Origin of the sequence: Dokdonella sp. (genome assembly GCF_035703485.1) — a bacterium.
GTDB lineage: Bacteria > Pseudomonadota > Gammaproteobacteria > Xanthomonadales > Rhodanobacteraceae > Dokdonella.
This window is the reverse complement of sequence record NZ_DASSYD010000058.1, coordinates 1-23,788: the sequence shown is the minus strand read 5'-3', so window position 1 is coordinate 23,788 and position 23,788 is coordinate 1. Positions and strand designations below refer to the sequence as shown.

Annotated in this window: 18 protein-coding genes and 1 riboswitch; of the genes, 11 read left to right on the top strand and 7 right to left on the bottom strand. The window is 59.8% G+C overall.

Annotated features, from left to right (window positions below; translation table 11 throughout):
- Positions 1-273: 273 nt before the first annotated feature.
- Entirely contained in the window at positions 274-1,263 is a 990-nt protein-coding gene (locus tag VFN25_RS04535) for a LysR family transcriptional regulator (protein ID WP_325139280.1), read from the bottom strand.
- A gap of 148 nt (positions 1,264-1,411) precedes the next feature.
- Here VFN25_RS04535 and aceB point away from each other — a divergent pair, with 148 nt between their 5' ends.
- From aceB to VFN25_RS04520, 3 genes are all read left to right on the top strand, one after another.
- Entirely contained in the window at positions 1,412-3,016 is a 1,605-nt protein-coding gene (gene aceB / locus VFN25_RS04530; protein WP_325139278.1) for a malate synthase A, read from the top strand.
- 69 nt (positions 3,017-3,085) lie between these two features.
- Positions 3,086-4,387: an isocitrate lyase gene (gene aceA, locus VFN25_RS04525; protein ID WP_325139276.1), complete on the top strand. Its 1,302-nt coding sequence runs from the start codon at positions 3,086-3,088 to the stop codon at positions 4,385-4,387.
- Between the two features lie 410 nt (positions 4,388-4,797).
- Positions 4,798-5,712 carry a GGDEF domain-containing protein gene (locus VFN25_RS04520; protein ID WP_325139274.1) on the top strand — a complete coding sequence of 305 codons (915 nt, stop codon included), beginning with the start codon at positions 4,798-4,800 and terminating at the stop codon, positions 5,710-5,712.
- A 172-nt stretch (positions 5,713-5,884) separates the two neighbouring features.
- Here VFN25_RS04520 and VFN25_RS04515 read toward each other — a convergent pair whose 3' ends face one another.
- The 3 genes from VFN25_RS04515 to VFN25_RS04505 all read right to left on the bottom strand — a co-directional run bounded on the left by VFN25_RS04515 (position 5,885) and on the right by VFN25_RS04505 (position 9,245).
- Complete coding sequence (locus VFN25_RS04515) at positions 5,885-6,544, bottom strand: YecA family protein (protein WP_325139272.1); 660 nt, start codon at positions 6,542-6,544, stop codon at positions 5,885-5,887.
- Positions 6,537-7,307 (bottom strand): exodeoxyribonuclease III, encoded by a 771-nt coding sequence (gene xth, locus VFN25_RS04510; RefSeq protein WP_325139270.1) that lies wholly within the window; start codon positions 7,305-7,307, stop codon positions 6,537-6,539. Before xth ends, VFN25_RS04515 begins: the two co-directional genes overlap by 8 nt.
- Positions 7,308-7,379: 72 nt before the next feature.
- Positions 7,380-9,245, bottom strand: coding sequence for an SLC13 family permease (locus VFN25_RS04505; RefSeq protein ID WP_325139267.1), 1,866 nt, complete (start codon positions 9,243-9,245; stop codon positions 7,380-7,382).
- A 200-nt stretch (positions 9,246-9,445) separates the two neighbouring features.
- On the opposite strand from VFN25_RS04505, the gene ltaE reads away from it, so the two are divergent.
- Entirely contained in the window at positions 9,446-10,459 is a 1,014-nt protein-coding gene (gene ltaE, locus VFN25_RS04500) for a low-specificity L-threonine aldolase (RefSeq protein ID WP_325139283.1), read from the top strand.
- Between the two features lie 234 nt (positions 10,460-10,693).
- Here the strand turns inward: ltaE and VFN25_RS04495 are convergent, their stop codons facing one another.
- Positions 10,694-13,225 (bottom strand): EAL domain-containing protein, encoded by a 2,532-nt coding sequence (locus VFN25_RS04495; RefSeq protein WP_325139265.1) that lies wholly within the window; start codon positions 13,223-13,225, stop codon positions 10,694-10,696.
- Positions 13,226-13,522: 297 nt separating this feature from the next.
- Here VFN25_RS04495 and hemB point away from each other — a divergent pair, with 297 nt between their 5' ends.
- The 3 genes from hemB (at position 13,523) to VFN25_RS04480 (ending at position 15,862) form a co-directional block, all read left to right on the top strand.
- Positions 13,523-14,515, top strand: a complete 993-nt coding sequence (gene hemB, locus VFN25_RS04490; RefSeq protein ID WP_325139263.1) for a porphobilinogen synthase — start codon at positions 13,523-13,525, stop codon at positions 14,513-14,515.
- A gap of 193 nt (positions 14,516-14,708) precedes the next feature.
- A complete protein-coding gene (aroE, locus tag VFN25_RS04485; protein ID WP_325139262.1) occupies positions 14,709-15,596 on the top strand; it encodes a shikimate dehydrogenase in 888 nt (295 codons plus the stop codon).
- A complete protein-coding gene (locus tag VFN25_RS04480; RefSeq protein WP_325139260.1) occupies positions 15,593-15,862 on the top strand; it encodes a YkgJ family cysteine cluster protein in 270 nt (89 codons plus the stop codon). The genes aroE and VFN25_RS04480 overlap by 4 nt, the downstream gene beginning before the upstream one ends.
- Positions 15,863-15,883: 21 nt before the next feature.
- On the opposite strand, the gene VFN25_RS04475 is transcribed toward VFN25_RS04480, so the two are convergent.
- Positions 15,884-16,228, bottom strand: a complete 345-nt coding sequence (locus tag VFN25_RS04475; protein WP_325139258.1) for a hypothetical protein — start codon at positions 16,226-16,228, stop codon at positions 15,884-15,886.
- A gap of 4 nt (positions 16,229-16,232) precedes the next feature.
- A complete protein-coding gene (locus VFN25_RS04470; protein ID WP_325139256.1) occupies positions 16,233-16,763 on the bottom strand; it encodes a gamma carbonic anhydrase family protein in 531 nt (176 codons plus the stop codon).
- Between the two features lie 188 nt (positions 16,764-16,951).
- Between VFN25_RS04470 and VFN25_RS04465 the strand changes: the two genes are divergently transcribed.
- The 4 genes from VFN25_RS04465 (at position 16,952) to VFN25_RS04450 (ending at position 23,476) form a co-directional block, all read left to right on the top strand.
- Positions 16,952-18,361: a coniferyl aldehyde dehydrogenase gene (locus VFN25_RS04465; protein WP_325139254.1), complete on the top strand. Its 1,410-nt coding sequence runs from the start codon at positions 16,952-16,954 to the stop codon at positions 18,359-18,361.
- Between the two features lie 118 nt (positions 18,362-18,479).
- On the top strand, positions 18,480-19,202 hold the full coding sequence (locus VFN25_RS04460; RefSeq protein ID WP_325139253.1) for a hypothetical protein: 723 nt from the start codon (positions 18,480-18,482) through the stop codon (positions 19,200-19,202).
- Positions 19,203-19,347: 145 nt separating this feature from the next.
- Positions 19,348-19,567: riboswitch (cobalamin riboswitch) on the top strand.
- A gap of 277 nt (positions 19,568-19,844) precedes the next feature.
- Positions 19,845-22,298, top strand: a complete 2,454-nt coding sequence (locus VFN25_RS04455) for a ribonucleoside-diphosphate reductase subunit alpha (RefSeq protein WP_325139250.1) — start codon at positions 19,845-19,847, stop codon at positions 22,296-22,298.
- 149 nt (positions 22,299-22,447) lie between these two features.
- A complete protein-coding gene (locus VFN25_RS04450; RefSeq protein WP_325139248.1) occupies positions 22,448-23,476 on the top strand; it encodes a ribonucleotide-diphosphate reductase subunit beta in 1,029 nt (342 codons plus the stop codon).
- Positions 23,477-23,788 lie beyond the last annotated feature (312 nt).

Here is a 23,788-nt window from a genome sequence, read left to right as displayed (position 1 = left end):
GCCATGATCAATCCCAGCAGCGTTATCCCGATCATGATCCAGCGTGTCATCTTCATCCCCGATAGCAAAAACCAGAGCATGACCCATTGGCGTCACCCTCACCCGGACAAAACTAGCAGAGTTGCACCGTCCAGCGGCAGGCCATTGATCGGTGGATAGCTGCCGGTCGTACCGTCTGCCCTGAAAGAGTGTTGAATTACCCGAGGGGAGTGTGGGCGAGCCGAGATTTCAACAACCCGTTGAGAGCAGAAAGAGGTGGTTTCCGCCGCTTGCTCAAAACCAGTCCTGACGCGGGAACAAACCAGGTCGAATCAGATCGATGAATGCCCGCGCCTCGGCGCTGAGTACCTTGCCCTTGCGCATGACCACGCCATAGCTGCGTTGCGGAAAATACGCACGCAAATTGCGAACGGCAAGACGTTCGCGGTCTGTCTCGCTGATGCACATGCCGGTTACGATGGAAATGCCGAGGCCCATGGCCACGTACTGTTTGATCACTTCCCAACCGCCCACCTCGATGGCGACGTGATAAGGCACCTTGCGCTTCTGGAAAACCAGATCCACCAGACGGTAGGTGGTCAATCGCTTTGGCGGCAGGATCAGGCCAAACGGCGACAGATCTTCAAGCGTAATCTCCGGCTTGTCGGCCAACGCATGATCAAGCGGCATGATCAACAACGGGTCGAAGTGATAGAGCGTTTCATAGGATAGATCGATCGGCACATCGACCATGGAACCAACCGCGAAATCGACCTCGTCTGAACGCAACAATGCCAGACCATCGGTGCCGGTCACGTTGTGCAGATTCATGTGAACCTTGTCGTGCTGACTGCGAAACGCAGCCACCATGTCGGGCAGGAGATACTGGATCGTCGAATTGCCGCAGGCGATATCGAGGGTGGATCGACCTGCCCCCCGAGTCTGCGCGAAAAGATCGTCGAGTCCCTCCAGACCTTCGACCAGTGGCCGCGCCAGTTCGTAGAGGGTCTGGCCTTCCGAGGTCAGGGTAATTCGCCGCCGCCGTCGCTCGACAAGCGTGCAAGCCAATTCGGCTTCGAGTGCGCTCAGTTGCAGGCTGACCGAGGGCTGGGACAGGAATAGTGCCTCTGCCGCACGGGTCAACGTGCCGTATTTCACCGCGTAGCAGAACGCGCGAAGTTGCTTGAGCCGACTGCCCTTGTAGTAAAAGCGCGGCGACGAATTCTCCGTTTTGCCGGTCGCAGCTCGATTCTTCGATGAAATTTTTTTGTCGCGCTGCACCATGGAATCAACCGTGACCAACAATAAAAATCAAGCGAATTCATTGGTTTGGATTATCTATCAACAAACCCAATGTGTTGCATTGAAACATTCGTTTTGTCAAATGTAAATGGAAGGCGCTAGGCTGGAAACCCGCTGAAACGGTATCACCATGTCTAACCCACCCGATCACGCATCGCATCCCAACCCGATACCGGCCGGCATTGCCCTCAAGGCTGAACGCAATCCCCGCATCCTCAGCAGTGAGGCGTTGAGCTTCGTCGCCGCCTTGCATCGACGCTTCGATAGCGAGCGCCGCGCCTTGCTGGCAGCGCGCGTGCATCGGCAGACGCGCTTCGATGCCGGTGAATCACCGGAATTTCTCGATGCCACTGAATCGATCCGCTCGGGTGACTGGAAGGTTGCACCGATTCCCGATGTTCTGCTCGATCGGCGCATTGAGATCACCGGTCCGGTTGACCGCAAGATGATCATCAATGCCCTGAATTCCGACGCCCGGGTGTTCATGGCCGACTTCGAGGATTCGACTTCGCCAACCTGGGACAATCTCATCGATGGCCAGATCAATCTCGCGGATGCGGTTGCTGGCAGCATTGATTTCCAGTCGCCCGACGGGCGCAAATACACACTCAAACCGGATCCGGCCGTGCTCATCGTTCGACCGCGTGGCTGGCATCTCGACGAGAAGCACATGACCGTCGATGGTGCGGAAGTCGCCGGATCGCTGTTCGATTTCGCCCTGTTCGTTTTCCACAACGCAACCGCCCTTCAGGCGAGGGGCCGCGGACCGTTCCTGTATCTGCCAAAAATCGAGAGTCACCACGAGGCCGCACTGTGGGATGCGGTCATCGCCCAAGCCGAGTCCACACTCGGTCTGAGTGCCGGAACAATCAAGGTCACCGTGCTTATTGAAACCTTGCCCGCCGCATTCGAGATGGATGAAATCCTCTGGGCCCTGCGCAGCCGCATCGTCGGCCTCAATTGCGGGCGCTGGGACTACATCTTTTCCTACATCAAGACATTCAGGGCGCGCCGCGACCATGTCCTGCCGGAGCGAGCCCAGGTCGGCATGACTGCGCCGTTCCTCAAGGCCTACAGCGAACTCCTGATCAAGACCTGTCATCGCCGCGGCGCATTCGCCATGGGCGGCATGGCCGCACAGATACCAATCAGCAACGATGAAGCCGCGAACAAGGCGGCACTCGAACGCGTACGCAGCGACAAGCAGCGCGAAGCCCAGGCCGGCCACGATGGCACCTGGGTCGCTCATCCGGGCTTGATCCCGGTTGCGCTCGAAGAATTCGACAAGGTCCTGAGCGGCCCCAACCAGCTCGATCGTCTGCGCGAGGATGTCGAGGTGGGCGCCGAAGATCTTCTCGTTCCACCTGTAGGCACGATCAGCCGCGGTGGCTTTGAAAACAATGTCGATGTCTGCGTCCGCTATCTGGCCGCCTGGCTCGACGGCCTCGGTTGCGTGCCAATCCATCATCTGATGGAAGACGCGGCGACCGCCGAGATTTCGCGCGCCCAACTCTGGCAATGGCTGCATCACGACGGCCTGACCCTGGACGACGGCAAGGCAATTGATTTCACCTTGTTCGATGCGGTTCTCGATGGTTGCGCTGCGCGACTGCCACAGAGTGGCCTGCCCGGACAGCAACGCATCGCCGAAGCCATCGCCATGCTCGGTGAGCTGACCCACGCCAAGCAACTGGTCGAGTTTCTGACCTTGCCGGCCTATGCACGACTTTCCTGAACGCCGACGCGCCAACGCCACCCCCAATTTCTCAGAACAGAACCCGACCCGATCCACCAGGAGCAAGCCATGAGCAAGACCACGATGCAAAGTGCCGCCGAACTTTCCCAGGACTGGGCCAGCAATCCGCGCTGGAGCGGGATCAAGCGCAACTATTCAGCCGAAGATGTCGTGCGCCTGCGGGGCAGCGTGCATATCGAACATTCGCTGGCCAGGCTCGGCGCGGAAAAACTCTGGAGCAGCCTGCATGGCGAGCCCTTCGTCAATGCACTCGGCGCACTCACCGGCAACCAGGCCATGCAGCAGGTCAAGGCCGGCTTGAAGGCTATCTACCTATCCGGCTGGCAGGTTGCCGCCGATGCCAATCTGGCAGGACAGATGTATCCCGATCAATCCCTGTATCCGGCTGATTCGGTGCCGGCCGTGGTCAAGCGCATCAACAACTGCCTGCTGCGCGCTGATCAGCTCAATCATGCCGAAGGCAATGATTCGGTCGACTACCTGCAGCCGATCGTCGCCGATGCCGAAGCCGGTTTTGGCGGCGTGCTGAACGCGTTCGAATTGATGAAGGCGATGATCGAAGCCGGCGCGGCTGGCGTCCATTTCGAAGATCAGCTGGCTTCGGTCAAGAAGTGCGGTCACATGGGCGGCAAGGTACTGGTACCAACGCGCGAAGCCATCGACAAGCTCAACGCGGCACGGCTCGCTGCCGACGTCATGGATGTGCCGACCCTGATCGTCGCCCGCACCGATGCCGAAGCGGCCGATCTGCTGACCAGCGACATTGATGCCAACGACACGCCGTTCATGACCGGCGAGCGCACGGTCGAAGGTTTCTACAAGACCAACAACGGCCTCGATCAGGCGATCAGCCGTGGACTTGCCTACGCGCCGTATGCCGATCTGGTCTGGTGCGAAACCGGCAAGCCTGATCTCGAGTTTGCGCGCAAGTTCGCCGAAGCAATCCACGCCAAGTTTCCGGGCAAGATGCTCGCCTACAACTGTTCACCCTCGTTCAACTGGAAGAAGAACCTCGACGACGTCACGATTGCCAAATTCCAGAAGGAAATTGCCAAGTACGGTTACAAGTTCCAGTTCATCACCCTGGCCGGCTTCCACGCTCTGAACTATTCGATGTTCAATCTCGCCCATGGCTACGCGCGCAACCAGATGAGCGCCTTCGTGGAGCTCCAGGAAGCCGAATTCGCCGCCGCCGAGCGCGGCTTCACGGCGGTCAAGCATCAGCGTGAAGTGGGTACAGGCTATTTCGATCAGGTTACCCAGGCCATTCAGCAGGGTCAGTCATCGACCACGGCCCTGAGCGGTTCGACCGAAGAAGAGCAATTCTCCGGGGCCATCAAGGTCGCCTGACCTGCGGACATTGCGACCCAATCCCGGCGCGGGCGAACTTACCGCCTGCGCCAACCGCCGCGCGATGCGCCGACAACGGAATGGCGGGGTTTGGGATCTCCTGGTGGGGAACCAGGTTGGGGTGTTCCGAAGTCGGCGCTGCGCGGGAACCGGCTGTTGTTCGGTACCCGTCCCTGGCCAGTGGGGTTGGCAGGTCGCAATAGCATCGCAACCGTAAAATCACTCTGCATGTGGCGAAAGTCACTCTCAAGACGTCTTGCGTGGGTTAAGATCAGCCATTGTGTCCAGCAGCAAAGGGGGCGGCTTTGTCGAACAATCCTGTTGCGAGCAAAATCACGCCAATCGGTGCGTTCAGCCATCGCCCGCGGGCGCCTTTGCTGCCGAGGGAACTTTCCGAACGTGAACTGGCCTTGTTTGTCACTGCCAGCGAGCGTCGCGAAGTAAATTCCGGGGAAGTCATTTTCCGACGTGGCGAACTTGGCCGCAGCATGTTCGTCGTGGAAAGCGGACAGATCCGCCTGGAGTTCGGCGATGGCATGCCGGACAAGCTCATCGGGCCACGCGAATTCTTCGGCGAACTGACCTTGTTCATCGGTGACCATACCCGCGTCGCCAATGCGGTCGCCACGACCAGCACGATCATGCACGTGATTGAACAGCAAGCCTACGATCGCCTGCTCGAAACCGAGCCACGTCTGCTCGCACAGTTCATGCGCCGGTCGTTTTCGTACCTGGTCGCCAGCGAACAGCAATTGATTTCGAGCCTGAAGCGACGCAACGAAGATCTGATGGTCACCCTGGACTCACTGCGCCAGACCCAGACGCAACTGAGCACGGCGCAACGGCTGGTAAGGACAGACGAGCTGACCGGATTGTGCAATCGCCGCGGTTTGTACATGTATCTCGAACAGCTTGCACATTCCCGGCTGCAGGGTACCGAACTCGGCTTGCTGCTGATCGATATCGACCGTTTCAAGCAGATCAATGATCGCTGTGGTCATCTGGTCGGTGATCAGGTCCTGCGCGCGATCGGTGAAGAAGTCCAAAACGCGGCCTCTCCGTGTGATCTGCCGTGTCGACTTGGCGGTGACGAATTTGCCTTGTTGACCCAGGTTACCGGTGAAGAGGAACTGGAATCACGCGCCACCCAGGTCGTCAACGCGGTACGAGCCCTGCGCTTTCCAGGCTGCGACGCACTCAAGGTCAGCGTCAGCATCGGCGCAAGGCTGTGTGAGGAAACCAGCGACTGGGCGGTCTGGTACAGCGAAACCGACTGCATGCTCTACGAGGTCAAGGGACGCGGTGGTGACGGCTATCGTTGCTAGCCCGGATTATTCGTGAATACGCGCGATGATCGCGCAGGACATTGGATTCACGCGGCCATTTGCAATTGAAGCCAGAGCAGGAACCATCGCCGAGTGAGCGAAAAGGCGGGTGGATTCAATGGACAAGCGAGGGCGTGGACAATTCATGAATAGTCCGGGCTAGCAGCCTGTGTCAGTGCACCCAGCGCCCGCCACGCCGACGCGGTGGTCGTGGCGGCTCACCTTCGCGTTGACGCACGTGCTCATCCTGGCTGGCCGGGTTTTCACGCCAGTAGCCGGCGACCGCATCGATCGATTCGGGAATGCGTGCCAGACACTCGTCGTATTCCTCATCGGTCAACGCGGCAAATTCGGCATCGCTGTCAAAAACCTCGTCTTCGATCGACAAGGCGATAATCGGACCGAGATATTGCATGAGGTCGGAATCCTGGCCGAGACGTGATTCCCAGGCTGCCGCGCGCAGATCGATGCCGCGACTGAAACCCTCGCACCAGCCGCGCGATGTGAATGCGCTGCCACCGTCATCGGTATCAATTTCGCCGAGTATGGGTTCGTAGGCGCCAGTCTCGATTTCCAGGGACACCGAATCGTTGAGTCGGGCGAGCAAGGTCAGGATGCGCTCACCCTCCTCCAGATCGACGAACGGTTCATGCAAAACCTCGGGCAGCCACTCCTCGGGAGTCGCCGGTGACGGACCGATTGCCAACGAGGTCAACAAGCCATGCACGCCATCGAGCAGCAGATGGTCGTCGCCGCGATGCGCACGCAGATACTGGTCAAGTTCTTCGAGCTCGCTGTCGGCCAGCGAAGAAGGCCAATCGGATTCAGACATCGGCAAGCTCCAGCAAGGCCGGAGTGTGATCGGATGGTCGCTCCCAGGTGCGCGGTTCGCGATCGATACTCGCGGCCGCCGCACGCTCCATCAGCGCCGCGCTGGCGAGCACGAGATCAATGCGCAAACCGAGATCGCGACGGAATCCGGCCTGGCGGTAGTCCCACCAGCTGTATTTGCCGGGCGACTCGTCAAATTGTCGAAAGCTGTCGATCAGGCCGAGATCAAGCAGGCGTCTGAGCGCATCACGCTCGGGCGTCGAGCAGAGAATTTTCTCGTGCCAGGCCGCAGGGTCATGAACATCCCGATCATCCGGAGCGATATTGAAATCACCCATCACGATCAGGCGCGGATCGTTGCGCAGTTCGCCATCCAGGAAACGCGTGATCTTGTCCAGCCAGTTGAGCTTGTAGGCGTATTTCTCGCTGCCGACGGCCTGGCCGTTGACGACATACAGGTTGGCCACGCGCATCTCGCCAACTGTGGCGATGAAGATCCGCCGCTGCGGATCATCAAGACCCGGCACATCAGTGACCACGTCATGGATTGGCTGTCTGGCGAGCAAGGCGACGCCGTTGTAGGTCTTTTGCCCCGAGAACGCGACCTCGTAGCCAAGCGCCTCGATCGCGGCACGCGGAAATTTGGCATCCTCCATCTTGGTTTCCTGGAGGCCGACCAAGTCTGGTTGTGCTTGTGCGCACCATTGTTCGACGTGCGGCAAGCGCACGTTCAGCGAATTGACGTTCCACGTTGCGATTTTCATCGTTCAAGTCTAGCCGAGTGGGCGCCGCGGCTACAGATGCCGATTGCCGATCAGGCGCATTCCGGAGCAAATTCAGATTGGCCACACCCACAGGATCATCGGCACGCCGACGGCAACCACGATCAGCTCCACAACCAGGCCGAGACGCCAGAAGTCCCCGAAGCCGAAGCCGCCCGGCCCAAGGATCAAGGTGTTGTTCTGATGTCCGATCGGGGTCAGGAAGGCACACGACGAGCCAATTGCAATGGCCATCAGAAACGCATCCGGGTTGGCCCCGAGCTGGGTCGCCGTGCTCAGCGCGATCGGGCACATGACCGCGGCGGTCGCGGCGTTGTTCATGAGGTCGGAGAGAAACATGGTCACCACCAGCAGAATCACCAGAGCAACCACGGCATGGCCAAAACTCGCGTGATTGATCAGAAACTGAGCCACCAAATCAGCCGTGCCACTGCTTCCGACCACATCGGCAACCGGCAGCATCGCGGCGAGCAAAACAATCACGGACCAGTCGATCGAGGTGTAGATCGAGCGCAATGGCAACAACTCGAACAGCACGAAAACCAGCGCACCAATGGCGAATGCCACCGCCGCCGGCAACAGACCGAAACTGGTTGTCGCGATGGTCGCGGCCATGATCAGGACCGCCGCCAGAGCCTGACCTTTGCGCGGCACGCTGATGTCGCGCGGGGCCAGTGGCAAGCAGCCGTACTGGGAGGCAAAACCCGACAATGCTTCGGCCGAGCCCTGCAGCAAGAGCACATCGCCCGCTTCCACGGCAGTCGAGCGCAGACGGCGGACGGATCGATTGCCTTGTCGCGATATGGCCAGCAAGTTGATGCCGAAACGTGATCTCAGCTGGATATCCGAAGCCGAGCGATTGATGAAATCCGAATTGACCGTGGCCACGTATTCACGCAGCAAGACTTCAACCGGCCGCACATCCTTCGTCTCGTCCGCAGACGTCGATTCCTCCGCGTCCTTCCGTGCCGGCTCGACTGCGTCCTCGGTCTTTGCGCTAGCCTGGTTCGTCTCGGCCTTGCCCGATGCCGGGACGTCTTCCTCGAACTTGACGCCCAGGCCGGACAGCGCAACGGCAAGCGAATCGGGCTCCACTTCGATAACCAGAATATCGCCGGCACGCAGGATGCGGCGCCGACTCGGTGCCGACAAACGCAACTCGCCACGGACGAGGGCGACGATCTGCGCGTCGGCTTCATCGAGTAATTTGTCAACCTCGGCAATACTGCGATCAGCCGCCTTGCTGTCCTCGCCAATGCGCACTTCGCTGAAATACAGGCCGCTATCGAATCGATCGGCGGTCGCCTTCTTGCGCGCCGGTACCATGCGCCAGCCGATCAGTCCGACAAAGAGCACACCGACCACCGCAACCGCGACGCCGACCGGGGCAAAGTCGAACATCGAAAAAGCACCTTGTCCGGTGCTGGCGCGATAGTCGGACACGATCAGATTCGGCGGGGTGCCGATCAGCGTTGTCATGCCACCGAGAATCGATCCAAAGGCCAGCGGCATCAGCAGCTTGCCGGGCGGCAAGCCCTGGCGTGCCGCAATCTGCAAGGCGACCGGCATCAACAAGGCCAGTGCGCCGACATTGTTCATGAAGCCCGACAACGCGGCGGCCAGGCCGATCAGGGAAAGAATGCTCAACGTCGGGCCGGCGGAACTCGGCAACAATCGACGAACCAGCAGATTGACCGCGCCCGACGCCTGCAACCCTGCACCGAGTACAAGCACGCAGGCGACGGTGATCACCGCCGGATGACCAAACCCGGAAAATGCCTCGCGCTGCGGAATCAAGCCAACGACCACGCAGAACAGCAAGGAGGCCAGTGCGACCACATCGTGGCGCAGACGCCCCCACAGGAACAGGCCCATCGTCGCCAGCAAAATGCCGATAATCGCCAGTTGTTGTCCGTGCATCGCCGCTCAGCCTCGATTCTTTGCGACCGTAGTCGAATTCCTGGACGTATCTGCGTCAACGCACCAATTCAGGATTCAGAGGCTTCTGACCCCGCTGTGCATTCTGGCCCAAACACGAGCGATCGGTGAAACATGCGCGCTCAAACCGCCGCATGCCAGGCAGGCTAAAATCGCCGTTTGCCAACGTGAGCCCGGTCAGTATGAATCCGATTGATCTGCGCAGCGACACCGTGACCCAGCCAACTGCGGCAATGCGTGCGGCGGTGGCGGCGGCTGAGGTCGGAGATGATGTCTACGGCGAGGACCCGACGACAAGCGCACTGGAACAGCGACTTGCCGACGACCTCGGCTTCGAGCAGGGTCTGTTCGTGCCCAGTGGCACGCAGGCGAATCTGGTCGCCCTGCTTTCGCATTGCCAGCGTGGTGACGAATATCTGGTCGGCATGGAAGCGCACACCTACAAGTATGAGAGCGGCGGTGCGGCGGTACTCGGCTCTATCCAGCCACAGCCAATCATCAATGCGGCTGATGGCAGCCTGCCGCTGGAGATCCTGGAAAAATCGCTCAAGCCCGATGATCTCCACTTCGCGCGAACCCGTCTGCTCGCCCTCGAGAACACCTGGCACGGTCGTGTCCTCGCGCAAGACTATGTGCAGGAAGCGGCCCGCTGGGCGCGCGGACATGAACTCGGCGTGCATCTGGATGGCGCGCGCTTGTTCAATGCCGTGGTCGCCAGTGGCCGCTCGGCGAAGGAACTGGCCGCGCCGTTCGACACCGTGTCGATCTGCTTGTCGAAGGGCCTCGGCGCACCGGTGGGTTCGGTCCTGGTTGGTTCTGGAACGCTGATCGCGAAAGCAAAACGCTGGCGCAAGATGCTTGGTGGCGGCATGCGTCAATCCGGCATTCTTGCCGCCGCCGGCTTGCATGCACTGGATCATCATGTGGATCGATTGGCAGAAGATCACACGCGAGCGCAAACGCTGGCCAGCGGTTTACGCGCGATCCCGGCGATCAGGGTCGAGGCCTGCAACACCAACATGGTTTTCATTGATGTACCGAAGGAGCACCTGCGTGAGCTCGATCGATATCTGACTGAGAACGGTGTTCGCGCCAGTATTGGCTATCTGCCGAGCGTGCGCCTGGTTACTCATCTCGACATTGACGACGCGGCGATCGCACATGCCATTGAAATCTTCGCGCGGTATTTCGCCTGAACGAAATTCTGGCCAATCGCCGCCCCGGGCGTGTCTCAGCAGTCGAATGCCAGGTCATTTGAAGGCTTTTCACATCCAATTGCGCGGCGTAAAAATCAACAAGAATCGAAGAATTGCGAACTTGCTTTAGCGCAGCAGAGGCCGACCCTGATTGTATTGCGGAACACCGAATCGATATCGAAAGTTGTGATCAAACGGCAGGCACAGAGACTGACAGAAATCTGCCAATTCACCTCATCCCGGCTTCATCAAACTCGCAAAATCAACGCGCTTGATCAGGCGTGCATCGCCGATCTGCTTGCCCTGCAGGTAATCGACCCCGGCTTCGCGAAGCACGTTCAGGGTTGCCTGATCATTGACCTCGCCAGCGATCACACGCATGTCCAGCGAATGGGCCAGCTCGGCAATCGAGCGCACAACTTCACGATCATGCTCCTTTTCGACAACACGCTGAATCACGCTGCGGTCGATACGGACCAGATCGCCGGGCAGACGCTGTGCCTGCAGATGCGCCATCAATCCACCTTCTGCGTCGACACCATTGAGCACGAAACGGCAGCCGATCGCGTGCAGGCGGGTGATGAAATGCAGTGCGGCGGGCAGGTTGGCCAGCTCGGGATTGTCGCGGATCTCGAAAATCAATCGATCGGCCGGTACGCCGTTGCTGACGATGGCCTTCTCGATGGTTTCCAGCGATTCCGGATCGGCCAGGGTGGCCGGGGACAGCCGCACGATCAATCCAAGTGGCGTTTGCCGGGTCGGCGCACTGGCCAGTTGCAAAAGCAGACTGTTGACCATCCACAGATCAATTCGCTGCACCATTCCGACGCGTTCGGCGAGCGGAATGAATGCACGCGGCAAGACCAATTGGCCATCCTTGCCGACCATGCGTAGCTGCACGACAAACAGTGGGTCCTCGACATTTCGCCCAAGTTGCCAGCCGATGCTTTGGGCCACGCGTGCAGTTGTCGTCGGCAGACTCGATGTGGCCACGACGGGTTGCACGAGGATGACGAAACGCGCCTGCTCCAGTGCCTGGCGCAGGCGTTCGCTCGGTCCGCGGACCGTTGTCGGTGGGGCTTCGGATGCGGCGGCGAATTCGACCGGATTCTCGGATGCAGGCGCATCGACAACCTTGCCGTCAACTCGCGTCGCCGCACGTGCCCGCTCAAGGGCTTCATCGGCACTGACCGTGCGTGGACTCAGCAGCTCGGCACCGACTCGCGCATGGATGCGATGACGGGCATCGCCGACACGGTATTCGCGCTCGGCCAGCAAGTGCTTGAAGCTGTCGACCAGTACGTCAATGTTGTCGACCTGGACCTGGGCAAGCAAAAGCAGAAAGCTGTCACCTTCGCCGCGGGCGAGCACATCACCTTCGCGCAAGCGGTGGGCGAGCGCATGCGCTACGGTGCGCAACAATTCGTCGCCGCGCGGCGGCGAGTCTTCGTCCTCACGATCGATCTCGACATGGATAAGTGCCGAGTAGCCGCCACGATCACGCAAGCGCGCAAGTTCACTGACCAGCCGTTGTCGAAGATGTCGCGCATTGGCCAGGCCGGTCAGCGGGTCATGACTGAGTTCCCAGCGCAGGCGTTCGGCGGTCCGGCGCTCGGCAATATCGCGAAAAACCACGACGGCACCCGGCGCGTGCCGGTTGGCCGCCAGTGGCAGCACGGTGTATTCCACCGGCACGCCACTGCCATCGCGACGGCGAAACATGGTTTCAACCTGGTGTACCGGCACGCCATCGGCATAGGCGCGACTCAATGGGGAACTGCGCGGTGATTCCTGTGGATGTACGGCAGCCTGGGCGAGCAGGCCGACCAGATCGTTGTCGTCAGCGTAGCCGAGCATGCGCAGGCCGGTCGGGTTGACGAAGCTGATGCGGCCATCGCCATCGACGCCGAGCACGCCGTCGCCGACGGAACCGAGAATGCCATCGAGCTGTTCGCGGTCGATTTCCGCCGAGCGGCGCATCTCGACGGTGCGCGCGAGTGTGCCGATGCGGGCCAGAAACAATTCACGGGCCTCGTTCTTGAACATGCAATCGCTGGCCCCGGCCTGCAGACAGCGACGGATGATGTCCTCGCGGTAGCTGCCGGTGATCACGGCCAGAATCGGCGGGTCCTTGCGCTCACTCAGACGCTTGCACAACTCGTCGCCACTGCCGTCGGGCAGAAAATAATCAACCACGACCAGATCGTAGGGGTTTTCCGCCGCCAGTTTGTCGGCTTCGGCGATGGAGGCGGCGACATCCACGGCATAGCCGTTGCGCTCAAGCAGATCACTATAGGCCCGGCAGACACTCTTGGAATCGTCGACAAACAGAATACGAACGCGTTCGGCGGATCCCTTTTCCGCGGATTCCTCAGCAAATTCGTCCGGAGCAAGTTCAATCACGCTGCTCGGGATGCGGCCAAATTGTGACCACAGCAGCAAGCGCCCGCGTAGCGAGGCATCCGCCCAGTTGCGGACTTCAGCTGTCTCCTCATGGGCCATCAGCAGAGTCGGCGGTGCGGCCGGTGCATCGCGGGTAAATTCGAGCAGGGCCTGATATTCGCGAGTCGGACGAGCCGGGGCACCGATAATGGCCAGCGAATACGGCGGGTCGCCGCCAGCCGAGCTGCCGATCCGGCGCAGATGATCCAGCGCTTCGAGGTAGTTGCCAATTTCGGCACGCACCGGAAGTGATGCGGCGGCCAGGGTTCGGCGCAACAAATGATTCAGTGTGGTCGAACGCTCGACTAGCAGAATTCCGCTCAAGGGGGCCTCGACTGAAAACGGGGAAACCTAGTGTAGTGCTTCAACCCTGGCGGTACATCAGCGAGCCAAGTACGAAATACCACATTGGAGCTGCCAGCGCGCTGCAACACCTGTCAACCCGGAAGCAACAGTGTTCATCGCCGCACAAAGCTCCCGCTGCGGCGCCGCGACATCAGATCAGTACACGTTTCTCTTTGCAAGGCCGAAGCTCCACTGATGGCCGCCCGTTGTCAGTCCGGCTTCGGTACGCCAACAAGTTTCATTACACTGTGGGCAATCCTGACAACGAGCAGCACCATGACTTTTCCGCACACCCGCATGCGTCGCATGCGCCGCGACGCATTCTCGCGAGCGCTGATGCGCGAAACCACGCTCAATTGCAGTGATCTGATCATGGTCGCCTTCGTCATCGATGGCGAAGATCGCCGTGAAGCGGTAGCCTCAATGCCCGGCGTCGAGCGCCTCTCGATCAATCATCTCATTGATCTGGCCGATGAATGCGTTGCCCTCGGCATTCCGGCGCTGGCCTTGTTCCCCTCGGTCGATATCGAACACAAAAGCCTCAATGGCGCCGAAGCGTGGAACCCGCAGGGCCTGTTTCAACGAGCTGCCCGCGCCCTCAAGGCACGCCATCCGCAACTGGGTCTGATCGGTGATGTGGCTCTCGATCCGTACACGACGCACGGCCAGGACGGCATCATTGATGACCGTGGCTATGTGCTCAACGATGCCACCATCGAGGCCTTGATCCGCATGGCCCTGGCCCAGGCCGAAGCGGGATTCGACATCGTCGCACCGTCGGACATGATGGACGGCAGAATCGGGGCAATCCGCAGCGCACTCGAAGATGACGGACATGTGCATACGCGCATCCTCAGCTATTCGGCGAAGTATGCATCGGCCTTCTACGGCCCCTTCCGCGATGCCGTGGGTTCATCAGGCAATCTCGGCAACGGCGACAAACACACCTATCAGATGGATGTTGGCAACAGTGATGAAGCCTTGCGCGAGGTCGAGCTCGATATCGCCGAGGGTGCCGACATGGTCATGGTCAAACCGGGTTTGCCGTATCTCGATATCGTGCGTCGGGTCAAGGATCACTTCGGCATGCCGACCTTTGTCTACCAGGTCAGCGGTGAGTACGCGATGCTGAAAGCAGCAGCGCAGAACGGCTGGCTTGACGAGCGTGCCGTCGTGCTCGAATCCCTGACCGCGATCAAGCGCGCCGGTGCCGATGCCATCCTCAGCTACTACGCCATTGATGCGGCGCGCTGGTTGCGCGCAGACTGAACGGAGTGCGGACTATCGATGAATTGCGCGCGTCCTTGCATCTTTGTTGAAATCCCGCGACATTTCGTTCATTCAACTATCGTGACCACCAACAAGAAAATCGTGTGAATCCAATGCCCTGCGCAATCATCTCGCATCGTCGAGAATGGGCCAGACCAACGTCGACCTTTCAGTAAATTTCCGGAGTCAATCGATGCAGACTATCGAAGAGGGAACCGCACAGGTGACCCATACGCAAGGAGATCCTGGCCTGTATGCCGTATTCGGACAACCTGTCGCACATTCGCTTTCGCCGCGTATTCATGCCGCCTTCGCACGCCAGCGCTCGATCGCGCTGGACTACCAACCCATAGAAGCTTCCGCCGAGGAATTTGTCGGTGCCCTGGCGGCGTTTGCCGCACGTGGCGGTTGCGGTGCAAATGTGACCTTGCCGCTCAAACAGCACGCCGCGCGACTCTGCCTTTCCGTCAGTGAGCGTGCGCGCCGCGCCGATAGCGTCAATACGCTGGTTCGTCGTGGCGAGGGCTGGCACGGTGAAAGTACCGATGGTGCTGGCCTGATACGCGACATCACGGGCCGTCATCGGCTCTACGTTCGTGGCCGCAGGACGCTGCTGCTCGGCGCAGGTGGTGCCGCCCGCGCGGTCGCCTTCGCCCTGCTCGATGCCGGCGTCTCTGAATTGACCATTTCCAATCGCACCCCCGAGCATGCCGACTCGCTGGCTGATGCCATCGGCGACCCCGAACGCGTGAATACCCGCTATTGGAATGATCTCGGCAATTGGGGCGGATTTGATCTGGTCATCAACGCCACCTCGGCTGGCCACGACAATATCTCACTGGCCCTGCCATCGTCGTTGCTCGCATCGCGAGCGATCTGCTACGACCTTTCCTACGGCAGCGCCTCATTCGGTTTTCTCGCCTGGGCGCGAAGTGTCGGCGCCGGACATGCCATCGACGGACTCGGCATGCTTGTCGAGCAGGCCGCCGAGGCATTCGAGATCTGGCATGGCAAACGTCCTGCAACGGATTCGATCTACGCCGAGTTGCGTGCCTATCTGCCCGGCGATGCCGAAGATTGAACGCCCTCTCTGAGTGTCGAAGCGGCTGCGGCGCCTGCTGCATCGCGCCGTCGATTTCCTCGCCGATCCCGGGCATGCCGCAGGGCAAACCGGCCGGCGTGCGCTGCATCCAGCTGACCGAAGACAATGCGTGCGCGATTTTCGGTCATGTCGACCGGCCTGCCGTCTGTCGCCAGCTTCGACCCGAACCGGAAATGTGCGGCGCCAATGCGAGTGAGGCGATGGAAATCCTGCAGCGGCTCGAATATCAGACGCTGCCATCCTGAGCGATCCACTTCAACAACCTGTCAAATATTCACCGGTACCAGGATCAGCTGATACATCGCCACGATGCCCCAACCGATGTTGACCACGCTGAACGCGCCAAGTGCGAGTGAGTACGCCAGGCCAATCTGATTCCAGCGGGATGCCGGTTTGCTCGTCCTGGCCAATGCGCTGATGACAAAGCCGAGCACGCCGGCAACAAGCCACCACGGTTGAACGCTTAGAAAGTGCTGCGTCAATGCAGGTAGCGAAGCCGAATCGCGATCGCCGAACACCTTCGAGAACACCAGCCAGCAAACGGCGCTGAACACCACGGCGGTGACTGGCGAGAGGATATCGAGCTGGCCAAACTTCCCGGAACGTGACATCGGATCAACCGGTCAAATAGTGATTCTTCAGCTTCACGTAGTGCTTGGCCGAGTAGTACAACTTCTCGATTTCAGAATCGCCGAGTTTGCGCACGAACCGCGCCGGATTGCCCAGCCACAGCTCGCCCTCGCCGACCACCTTGCCCGGGCTGACGATCGCGCCCGCACCGACCATGCTGTGCTTCTTGACCAGGGCACCATCAAGCACGGTCGCATTCATGCCGATCAGACAGGCTTCCTGAATGGAGCAGGCGTGGACCACGGCACCATGTCCGATCGTCACGTCGGCCCCGATCAGCAGCGGAAACCCACCCATCGTGTACTGGCCGTCGTGGGTCACATGCAGCACGGCCCCATCCTGGATATTGCTGCGTGCGCCAATGCGAATCCGATGCACGTCGCCGCGCACGACTGCGCAAGGCCAGATCGAGGCATCTTCCTCAAGTTCGACATCACCGATGACCACGGCGTCGGGATCAACGTAGGCGTTCAGGCCGAGTGTTGCGGATACGCCGTTGTAAGGACGAATCGACATGTGGACATTCCCTGGTTGCGATCACGGAAAGTTAGCATGCGCCCGCTGCTCGTGCCCGGATCAGATCGTCACGACTGGAAAATGCGCTGGCCAATCCAGGCATGCCTGGTCAGGACGTTGCGGCAAGGCGGATGCTGGATGCCATGACGGTTGTGCCACTCAATCAGCGTTGGCCTAGACTAGGGGTCATGGATAAACCTGAAACGATCGACCTCGACGCCCTGCTCAACCGACAAAAAGCGGCCTGGCAGGCCAGTGAACCGACCCCGGCCCAACGCCTGCGGGATCTTGGCGCGTTGCGCGAAGTGCTCAAACGCCGCTTCGACGAATTGGCCGCGGCCATGAGTGCGGATTTTGGTCGCCGTTCGAAACACGAAAGTCTGCTCACCGACGGCATGACCGTACTCAATGAGATTGACCACATGCGCAAGCACCTGGCGCGCTGGTCACGATCCCGGCATCGCCTTGCCGATGCCTTGTTCTGGCCGGCACGCACTGAAATCCAATACCGTCCGCTTGGTGTGGTTGGCATCATTTCGCCGTGGAACTACCCGGTCAATCTGGCCCTGATTCCGCTGGTTACGGCGATTGCGGCCGGCAACCACGTCATGTTGAAGCCATCGGAACACACGCCGCGAACCTCCGAATTGCTGCGTGACCTGCTCGCCGAAGTGTTTCCCGCCGAGCGCGTGACGAGCGTACTCGGCGGCCCGGATGTCGCCGCGCGCTTCGCCGCGCTTCCGTTTGATCATCTGTTTTTTACCGGTTCGACCGAGGTCGGGCGCAAGGTCATGGCTGCTGCCGCGCCGAACCTGACCCCGGTGACCCTGGAACTCGGTGGAAAATCTCCGGCCATCATCGCCCCGGGTTATCCGATCGACACAGCCGCCCAGCGTATCGCCGCCGGCAAGTTGTTGAACGCCGGCCAAACCTGCATCGCACCCGACTATGTACTCGTACCGAACGATCAATGTGAAGCGTTTGTTGGCGCGATGCGCGCCTATGTTTCGCGACACTATCCTGATCTGAAAGCGACCCCGGACTACACCAGCATCATTCACGATGGTCATTATCAACGGTTGCAGATGCTGGTCGACGAAGCACGCAAGGCGGGTGCCACGATCGAGACGATTCCGGACACCGCGGCGCACGACGCCGAGCGTCGAGTCTTCGCGCCGACCCTGATCGTCAACCCGGACCCGGGTCTGCGTGTCATGCAGGAAGAAATCTTCGGTCCGGTTCTGCCGGTGATCGGCTATTCGAACATCGAGGAAGCGCTCGAATTCGTCAATTCACGACCCAGGCCGCTCGCTTTCTACCATTTCGACAACGACGCCAAACGCACGCGCCGCGTGCTCCAATCGACCCTGGCCGGCGGCGTCACCGTCAACGACTGTGTCTTGCACATAGCCCAGAGCAACTTGCCATTCGGAGGTGTCGGTCCTTCGGGAATGGGCCACTATCATGGCCATGCCGGGTTCTTGACATTTTCCAAGCAGATGCCGGTGATGTATCAGGCGCGCTGGTCGTCGATGGCCTTGCTGCGCCCGCCATACGCAAAGCTGGCCGATTTCGTGACGAAGATGCTGACCCGCTGAAGCCGACAGTTCGGTTCAGGCCAACGTTGCTATGCTCAAAAACCATTGACTTTGCGTCGATGGCGTCAAGATTGCATGTCTCTGCAATCCTCACTGCCACCCATCCGCAGCGAAGCCCATGAAAATGAAATCTGAATATATCCCGGCGCGTCGCAATGCGCCTGAAACCGAAACCGATATGGCCGGCCGGATCACGCAACACTTGCTCAATTTTCTCAGCAGCGTGCCGGAAACCAGCGAGACGCCGCGTGACAACACCGCGTTGCGCGTGCAAAAGCTGACCAAGGCGGCCTCCAACAGGGCGGCACTTGCAGCCGGTTCACTGGCGTTGCCGCCGGGTCCGCTTGGCTGGTTGACCATTGGTCCGGAGCTTCTCGCGATCTGGCGTATTCAGGCGCAGTTGGTGGCTGACCTTTCCGGGGCCTATGGCGTCAACGCGCGACTCAATCGCGAGCAGATGATGTACTGCCTGTTTCGTCATGCGGCAGCGCAAGCCGTGCGCGATCTGGTTATCCGTGTTGGCGGTCGTGTCATCGCGCAGGATGTGCCGGTACGTATTCTCGAGCGTGTGGCTCAGGCGATCGGGTTGCGCGTGACCAAGCGCATTGTCGGTGGCGGTATCTCACGCTGGTTGCCGGTGATTGGCGCGGTCGGGGTCGGAGCGTATGCCTGGTACGACACGCGTCAGGTGGCGCGCACTGCAATCCAGTTGTTCGGCGGCGGTCCGAGCGCTGTCGACAGTGTGCTCGCAGCGATGGATGAGGAAGACGCGCGCAATCCCGATCAGGCCGAAATGATCGAACAACGCGATGAGGTTCGGCCGTTGCGCCGCAGCGCCTGACCCTTGGCAGAGACCCCGACGCCTGTCGGGCTCGCCAGCAACAAAGCCCGGCACGCTGCCAGCGCACCATGCCCGAAGCTACTGGCTATCAAAAAAAGCAAGCCCCAAAACGCAAAATATTCGGTTGACCGGAGCGGTCAGACACAATAGCTTGTGGTTTGTCGGTGCCCGCTTCGGCGACTTTCAGAGTCGATCGGGGCCGGGTTAAAAGGGAATCCGGTGCAAGACCGGAACTGCCCCGCAGCGGTAAGTGGAAACGAACTCCATCCAGTGCACTGGGCGTCAGCCTGGGAAGCCATGGAGCAAGGTGGATCGCAAGATCCGTGTCCACGAGTCCGAAAACCTGCCGACACATCGGGGTTTGTGCCAAATCGCACAACGACAGCCCGGCGGTCTCGGTCAATGAGACGCACAACGCCGATGGTTGCAACCCCGCTGCAAGTGGCCGCTTCCGCGGGGAAGCGCGTCGCAGAATCGACGCGCGTGCATCGATTCCGTGGCGCAACTCCGTGGAATCGGTCCGATCAATCCTGCGCTCGGGAGCAGGCCATCGGTTATGCACGGGAGGCCATCATGCATCCATTCGATTCCGCTGTTGAAAGCGCCAACGAATCCGTTTCTTCATCGTCAAGTGAAATCACCATGAATACCGTTTCCGCTGTCGCCTCGGCGCCGGCGCATCAATCGGTCGCCTGTCCTTCGGCGGCGGACGCTTTTGCCTTGACCGCACCGCACAGTCCGACCCAGATGCGCGTGACCAAGCGCAATGGCAGCAGTGAAGTTGTCGATCTCGGCAAAATCGTGCGAGCGGTCACGCGAAGCGCCGAGGATCTGCACGCCGTCGATCCGATGCGCGTTGCCCTGAAAACCATCGGCGGCATCTTTGACGGGGCGACCACCCGCGAACTCGATGAACTGTCGATCCGCACCGCCGCCGCGCTGACCGCCGAGGAACCTGAATACGGCTTTCTCGCCGCCAGATTGCTGGCGTCCTACATCGACAAGGAAGTCTCCGGTCAGGAAATCCAGTCGTTCTCGCAATCGATCGCGCGCGGTGCCGAGCTCGGCATCATCAACGATCGCCTTCGCGATTTTGTCGCTCTCAATGCGCGCAAGCTCAATGACACGATCGATCCGCTCGCATCACGGCGCTTCGAGTACTTCGGCCTGCGTACCGTGTACGACCGCTATCTCTTGCGTCATCCCGAGCAACGCAAGGTCACCGAGACGCCACAGTATTTCTTCATGCGCGTCGCCTGCGCACTTGGCGGAAACTCCCTTACCGAGACGCTCGATCTGTATCGCCTGCTGTCCTCGCTCGAATACATTCCGAGCTCGCCCTCGTTGTTCAACTCAGGCACCACCCACGAACAGCTTTCCTCGTGTTTTCTGCTCGATTCCCCGCTCGATTCGCTGGAAAGCATCTACGACAAATACGCCGACGTCGCCAAGCTCAGCAAGTTTGCCGGAGGCATCGGTCTCTCGTATTCGCGCGTGCGCTCGCGCGGCTCGCTGATCAAAGGCACCAACGGGCATTCCAACGGACTCGTGCCGTGGCTGAAAACGCTGGACGCGTCGGTTGCCGCAGTCAATCAAGGCGGCAAGCGCAAAGGCGCGGCGTGCGTGTATCTGGAAAGCTGGCACGCCGATATCGAGGAGTTTCTCGAACTGCGCGACAACACCGGCGACGATGCCCGACGTACGCACAATCTGAATCTGGCCAACTGGATTCCTGATGAATTCATGCGCCGTGTCGAGGCCGATGGCAACTGGTCACTATTCGACCCGAAGCGGGTACCGCAATTGGTCGATCTGTGGGGCGAGGCATTTGATCAGGCCTATCGCCAGGCGGAATCGGATGGGCTGGCCGCGAACACGATCAAGGCCCGTGACCTCTACGCACGCATGCTGCGCACGCTCGCTCACACCGGCAATGGCTGGATGACTTTCAAGGATCGTTGCAACGCGACCTCGAACCAGACCGCCAGTGCCGCAAACGTCATCCATCTTTCCAACCTGTGTACCGAGATTCTTGAGGTGACATCGGAGCCTGAAACCGCCGTGTGCAATCTCGGTTCGATCAATCTGTCGCGTCATGTCAGTGACGGTGCAATTGATTTCGACAAGCTCGCCAGTACCGTCGCGATTGCCGTGCGCCAACTGGATCGGGTCATCGATCTGAATTTTTACCCGATCCAGAGCGCGGCCACGGCGAACCACAAATGGCGACCCGTCGGCCTTGGCGTCATGGGTCTGCAGGATGTGTTTTTCCAGCTGCGCCTGGCTTTCGACTCGAAAGAAGCCGAGGCGCTTTCGGCAAAGATTGCCGAGCACATCTATTTCCATGCACTGACTCAGTCCGCTGATCTGGCCGACGAACTCGGTGCACACCCGGGATTTGACGAAACACGTGCCGCCCGCGGCGAACTGCAATTTGATCACTGGCCGCAGTCGACCCAGACGATTTCATCTGCGCGCTGGGACGAACTGCGCGAACGCATCAAATCCAGCGGACTGCGCAATTCCCTGCTGATCGCGATCGCGCCGACCGCCACCATCGCCTCGATCGCCGGCTGCTACGAATGCATCGAGCCGCAGATATCCAACTTGTTCAAGCGCGAGACCCTCTCCGGCGACTTTCTCGTCATCAACCGATACCTGGTTGAAGAGCTCAAGACGCTGGGTTTGTGGACGGACAGCATCCGTGATGCGATCAAGCTGGCCGAAGGCTCGATCCAGGGCATCGAAGCGATTCCGCAACGTCTGCGCACGATCTATCGAACGGTCTGGGAGCAGCCGCAAAAAGCCTTGATCGATCACGCCACCGCACGTGGCGCCTACATCGATCAAAGCCAATCACTGAACTTGTTCCAGGAAAACCCGAATATCGGTCGCTTGTCGTCGATGTATATGTATGCCTGGAAAGCCGGCATCAAAACAACGTACTACTTGCGCTCACGACCCGCGACACGAATAGCCAAGACCACGATTGGTGCTGTCGAAACGCAGATGCCGGTTGCAACGTCGGAGCGCGATGCAGGTAGCGCGGTCGTGTGCTCGCTGGAGAACCCCGAATATTGCGAGTCGTGTCAGTGACGAGCACTGCCAGCGCAGAAAAATACCGTGGCTGAAGCCGCGCCCAGGATCTCGCTGCAACGGGTCAAGTGGAATCCGCGCGGAATATCCGTGCAGATATTCGCTGCGCCCTGGCCCGTTGCGCGAAAAAGCAGAAGAGAGATCAAACCATGTCCGCACAACCCCCATTCAAGAAGCAACATTTGCTCGACCCCGGTTTCGAGCTGACCTTGCGACCGATGCGCTATCCGGCTTTCTACGAAATGTATCGGGCGGCGATCCGCAATACCTGGACGGTCGAGGAAGTCGATTTCGCCCCGGACGTCAACGACCTGAAATCGAAAATGACACCGGCCGAACGCCATCTGATCAATCGCCTGATCGCATTCTTCGCAACCGGCGATTCCATCGTCTCGAACAACCTCGTGTTGAATCTGTACACACACATCAATGCGCCCGAGGCGCGCATGTATCTATCGCGCCAGCTTTACGAAGAAGCCTTGCATGTGCAATTTTACCTGACCTTGCTCGATACCTATCTGCCCGATCCGGATGAGCGCAACAAGGCGTTCGCGGCAATCGAGAATATTCCGTCGATCCGACGCAAGGCCGAGTTCTGCTTCAAGTGGATTGATTCGATTGAAGAGATGAAGCGGATCGAAACGCGGGTCCAGCGCCGCCAGTTTCTGCTCAACCTGATCTGTTTCGCCGCCTGCATCGAGGGTTTGTTCTTCTTTGCCGCATTTGCTTATGTGTACTTCCTGCGCTCGCGCGGTTTGCTGCATGGGCTCGCATCCGGCACCAACTGGGTGTTCCGTGACGAAAGCTGCCACATGGCTTTTGCTTTCGAGACGATCCGCACGGTGCGCGAAGAAGAGCCCGATCTCTTCGATGCCGAAATGCAAGCCCAGGTAGTCGACATGCTGGAAGAGGCCATCCAGTGCGAGACCGCATTTGCCGACGATGTGCTCGGTGGCGGCGTCGCCGGCATCTCGGCAAGGGAAATGCGCCAATACCTCGAATACTGCGCCGACCAGCGCTTCGCCCAGCTCGGCATGCCACGCCATTACGGCGCGAGTAATCCGTTTGATTTCATGCAACTGCAGGATGTTCAGGAAGTGACCAATTTCTTCGAGCGTCGCGTGTCGGCGTATCAGGTGGGTGTGCAAGGGGAGGTTGGCTTCGACGAGGTCTTCTGAGCTTCCAAATCCGGATCCGCGCACCTTCCGCTCAAGCCCGGAGCGCCGTCGAAAGAAGGCAAAACCGGCATCGGAATTGATCGGGCCATGAAATACAGTCGCACGGCAAAGCCGGGTAGTGCCAAGGCAACGCTGATCAAGTCGCACAATCGTCAGGTAAAGCGGGATTGCTAGGGCAACGCTGATCAAGTGGCGCAATCGTCACGACGCCTGTCTGCGTGCAGATCGCGGCGCGCTGGCGCAGATGCACTGGCCGTGTCGGCAACTGCTCCTGCGTTGCTCTACCTCCTGCATCCATGCAGTCGCTTCAAG

Excerpts from the sequence above, each read along its gene's own strand:
- VFN25_RS04535 (WP_325139280.1), bottom strand. The coding sequence starts at position 1,263 with ATGGTGCAGCGCGACAAAAAAATTTCATCGAAGAATCGAGCTGCGACC.
- aceB (WP_325139278.1), top strand. The coding sequence starts at position 1,412 with ATGTCTAACCCACCCGATCACGCATCGCATCCCAACCCGATACCGGCC.
- aceA (WP_325139276.1), top strand. The coding sequence starts at position 3,086 with ATGAGCAAGACCACGATGCAAAGTGCCGCCGAACTTTCCCAGGACTGG.
- VFN25_RS04515 (WP_325139272.1), bottom strand. The coding sequence starts at position 6,544 with ATGTCTGAATCCGATTGGCCTTCTTCGCTGGCCGACAGCGAGCTCGAA.
- xth (WP_325139270.1), bottom strand. The coding sequence starts at position 7,307 with ATGAAAATCGCAACGTGGAACGTCAATTCGCTGAACGTGCGCTTGCCG.
- VFN25_RS04505 (WP_325139267.1), bottom strand. The coding sequence starts at position 9,245 with ATGCACGGACAACAACTGGCGATTATCGGCATTTTGCTGGCGACGATG.
- ltaE (WP_325139283.1), top strand. The coding sequence starts at position 9,446 with ATGAATCCGATTGATCTGCGCAGCGACACCGTGACCCAGCCAACTGCG.
- hemB (WP_325139263.1), top strand. The coding sequence starts at position 13,523 with ATGACTTTTCCGCACACCCGCATGCGTCGCATGCGCCGCGACGCATTC.
- aroE (WP_325139262.1), top strand. The coding sequence starts at position 14,709 with ATGCAGACTATCGAAGAGGGAACCGCACAGGTGACCCATACGCAAGGA.
- VFN25_RS04475 (WP_325139258.1), bottom strand. The coding sequence starts at position 16,228 with ATGTCACGTTCCGGGAAGTTTGGCCAGCTCGATATCCTCTCGCCAGTC.
- VFN25_RS04470 (WP_325139256.1), bottom strand. The coding sequence starts at position 16,763 with ATGTCGATTCGTCCTTACAACGGCGTATCCGCAACACTCGGCCTGAAC.
- VFN25_RS04465 (WP_325139254.1), top strand. The coding sequence starts at position 16,952 with ATGGATAAACCTGAAACGATCGACCTCGACGCCCTGCTCAACCGACAA.
- VFN25_RS04460 (WP_325139253.1), top strand. The coding sequence starts at position 18,480 with ATGAAAATGAAATCTGAATATATCCCGGCGCGTCGCAATGCGCCTGAA.
- VFN25_RS04455 (WP_325139250.1), top strand. The coding sequence starts at position 19,845 with ATGAATACCGTTTCCGCTGTCGCCTCGGCGCCGGCGCATCAATCGGTC.
- VFN25_RS04450 (WP_325139248.1), top strand. The coding sequence starts at position 22,448 with ATGTCCGCACAACCCCCATTCAAGAAGCAACATTTGCTCGACCCCGGT.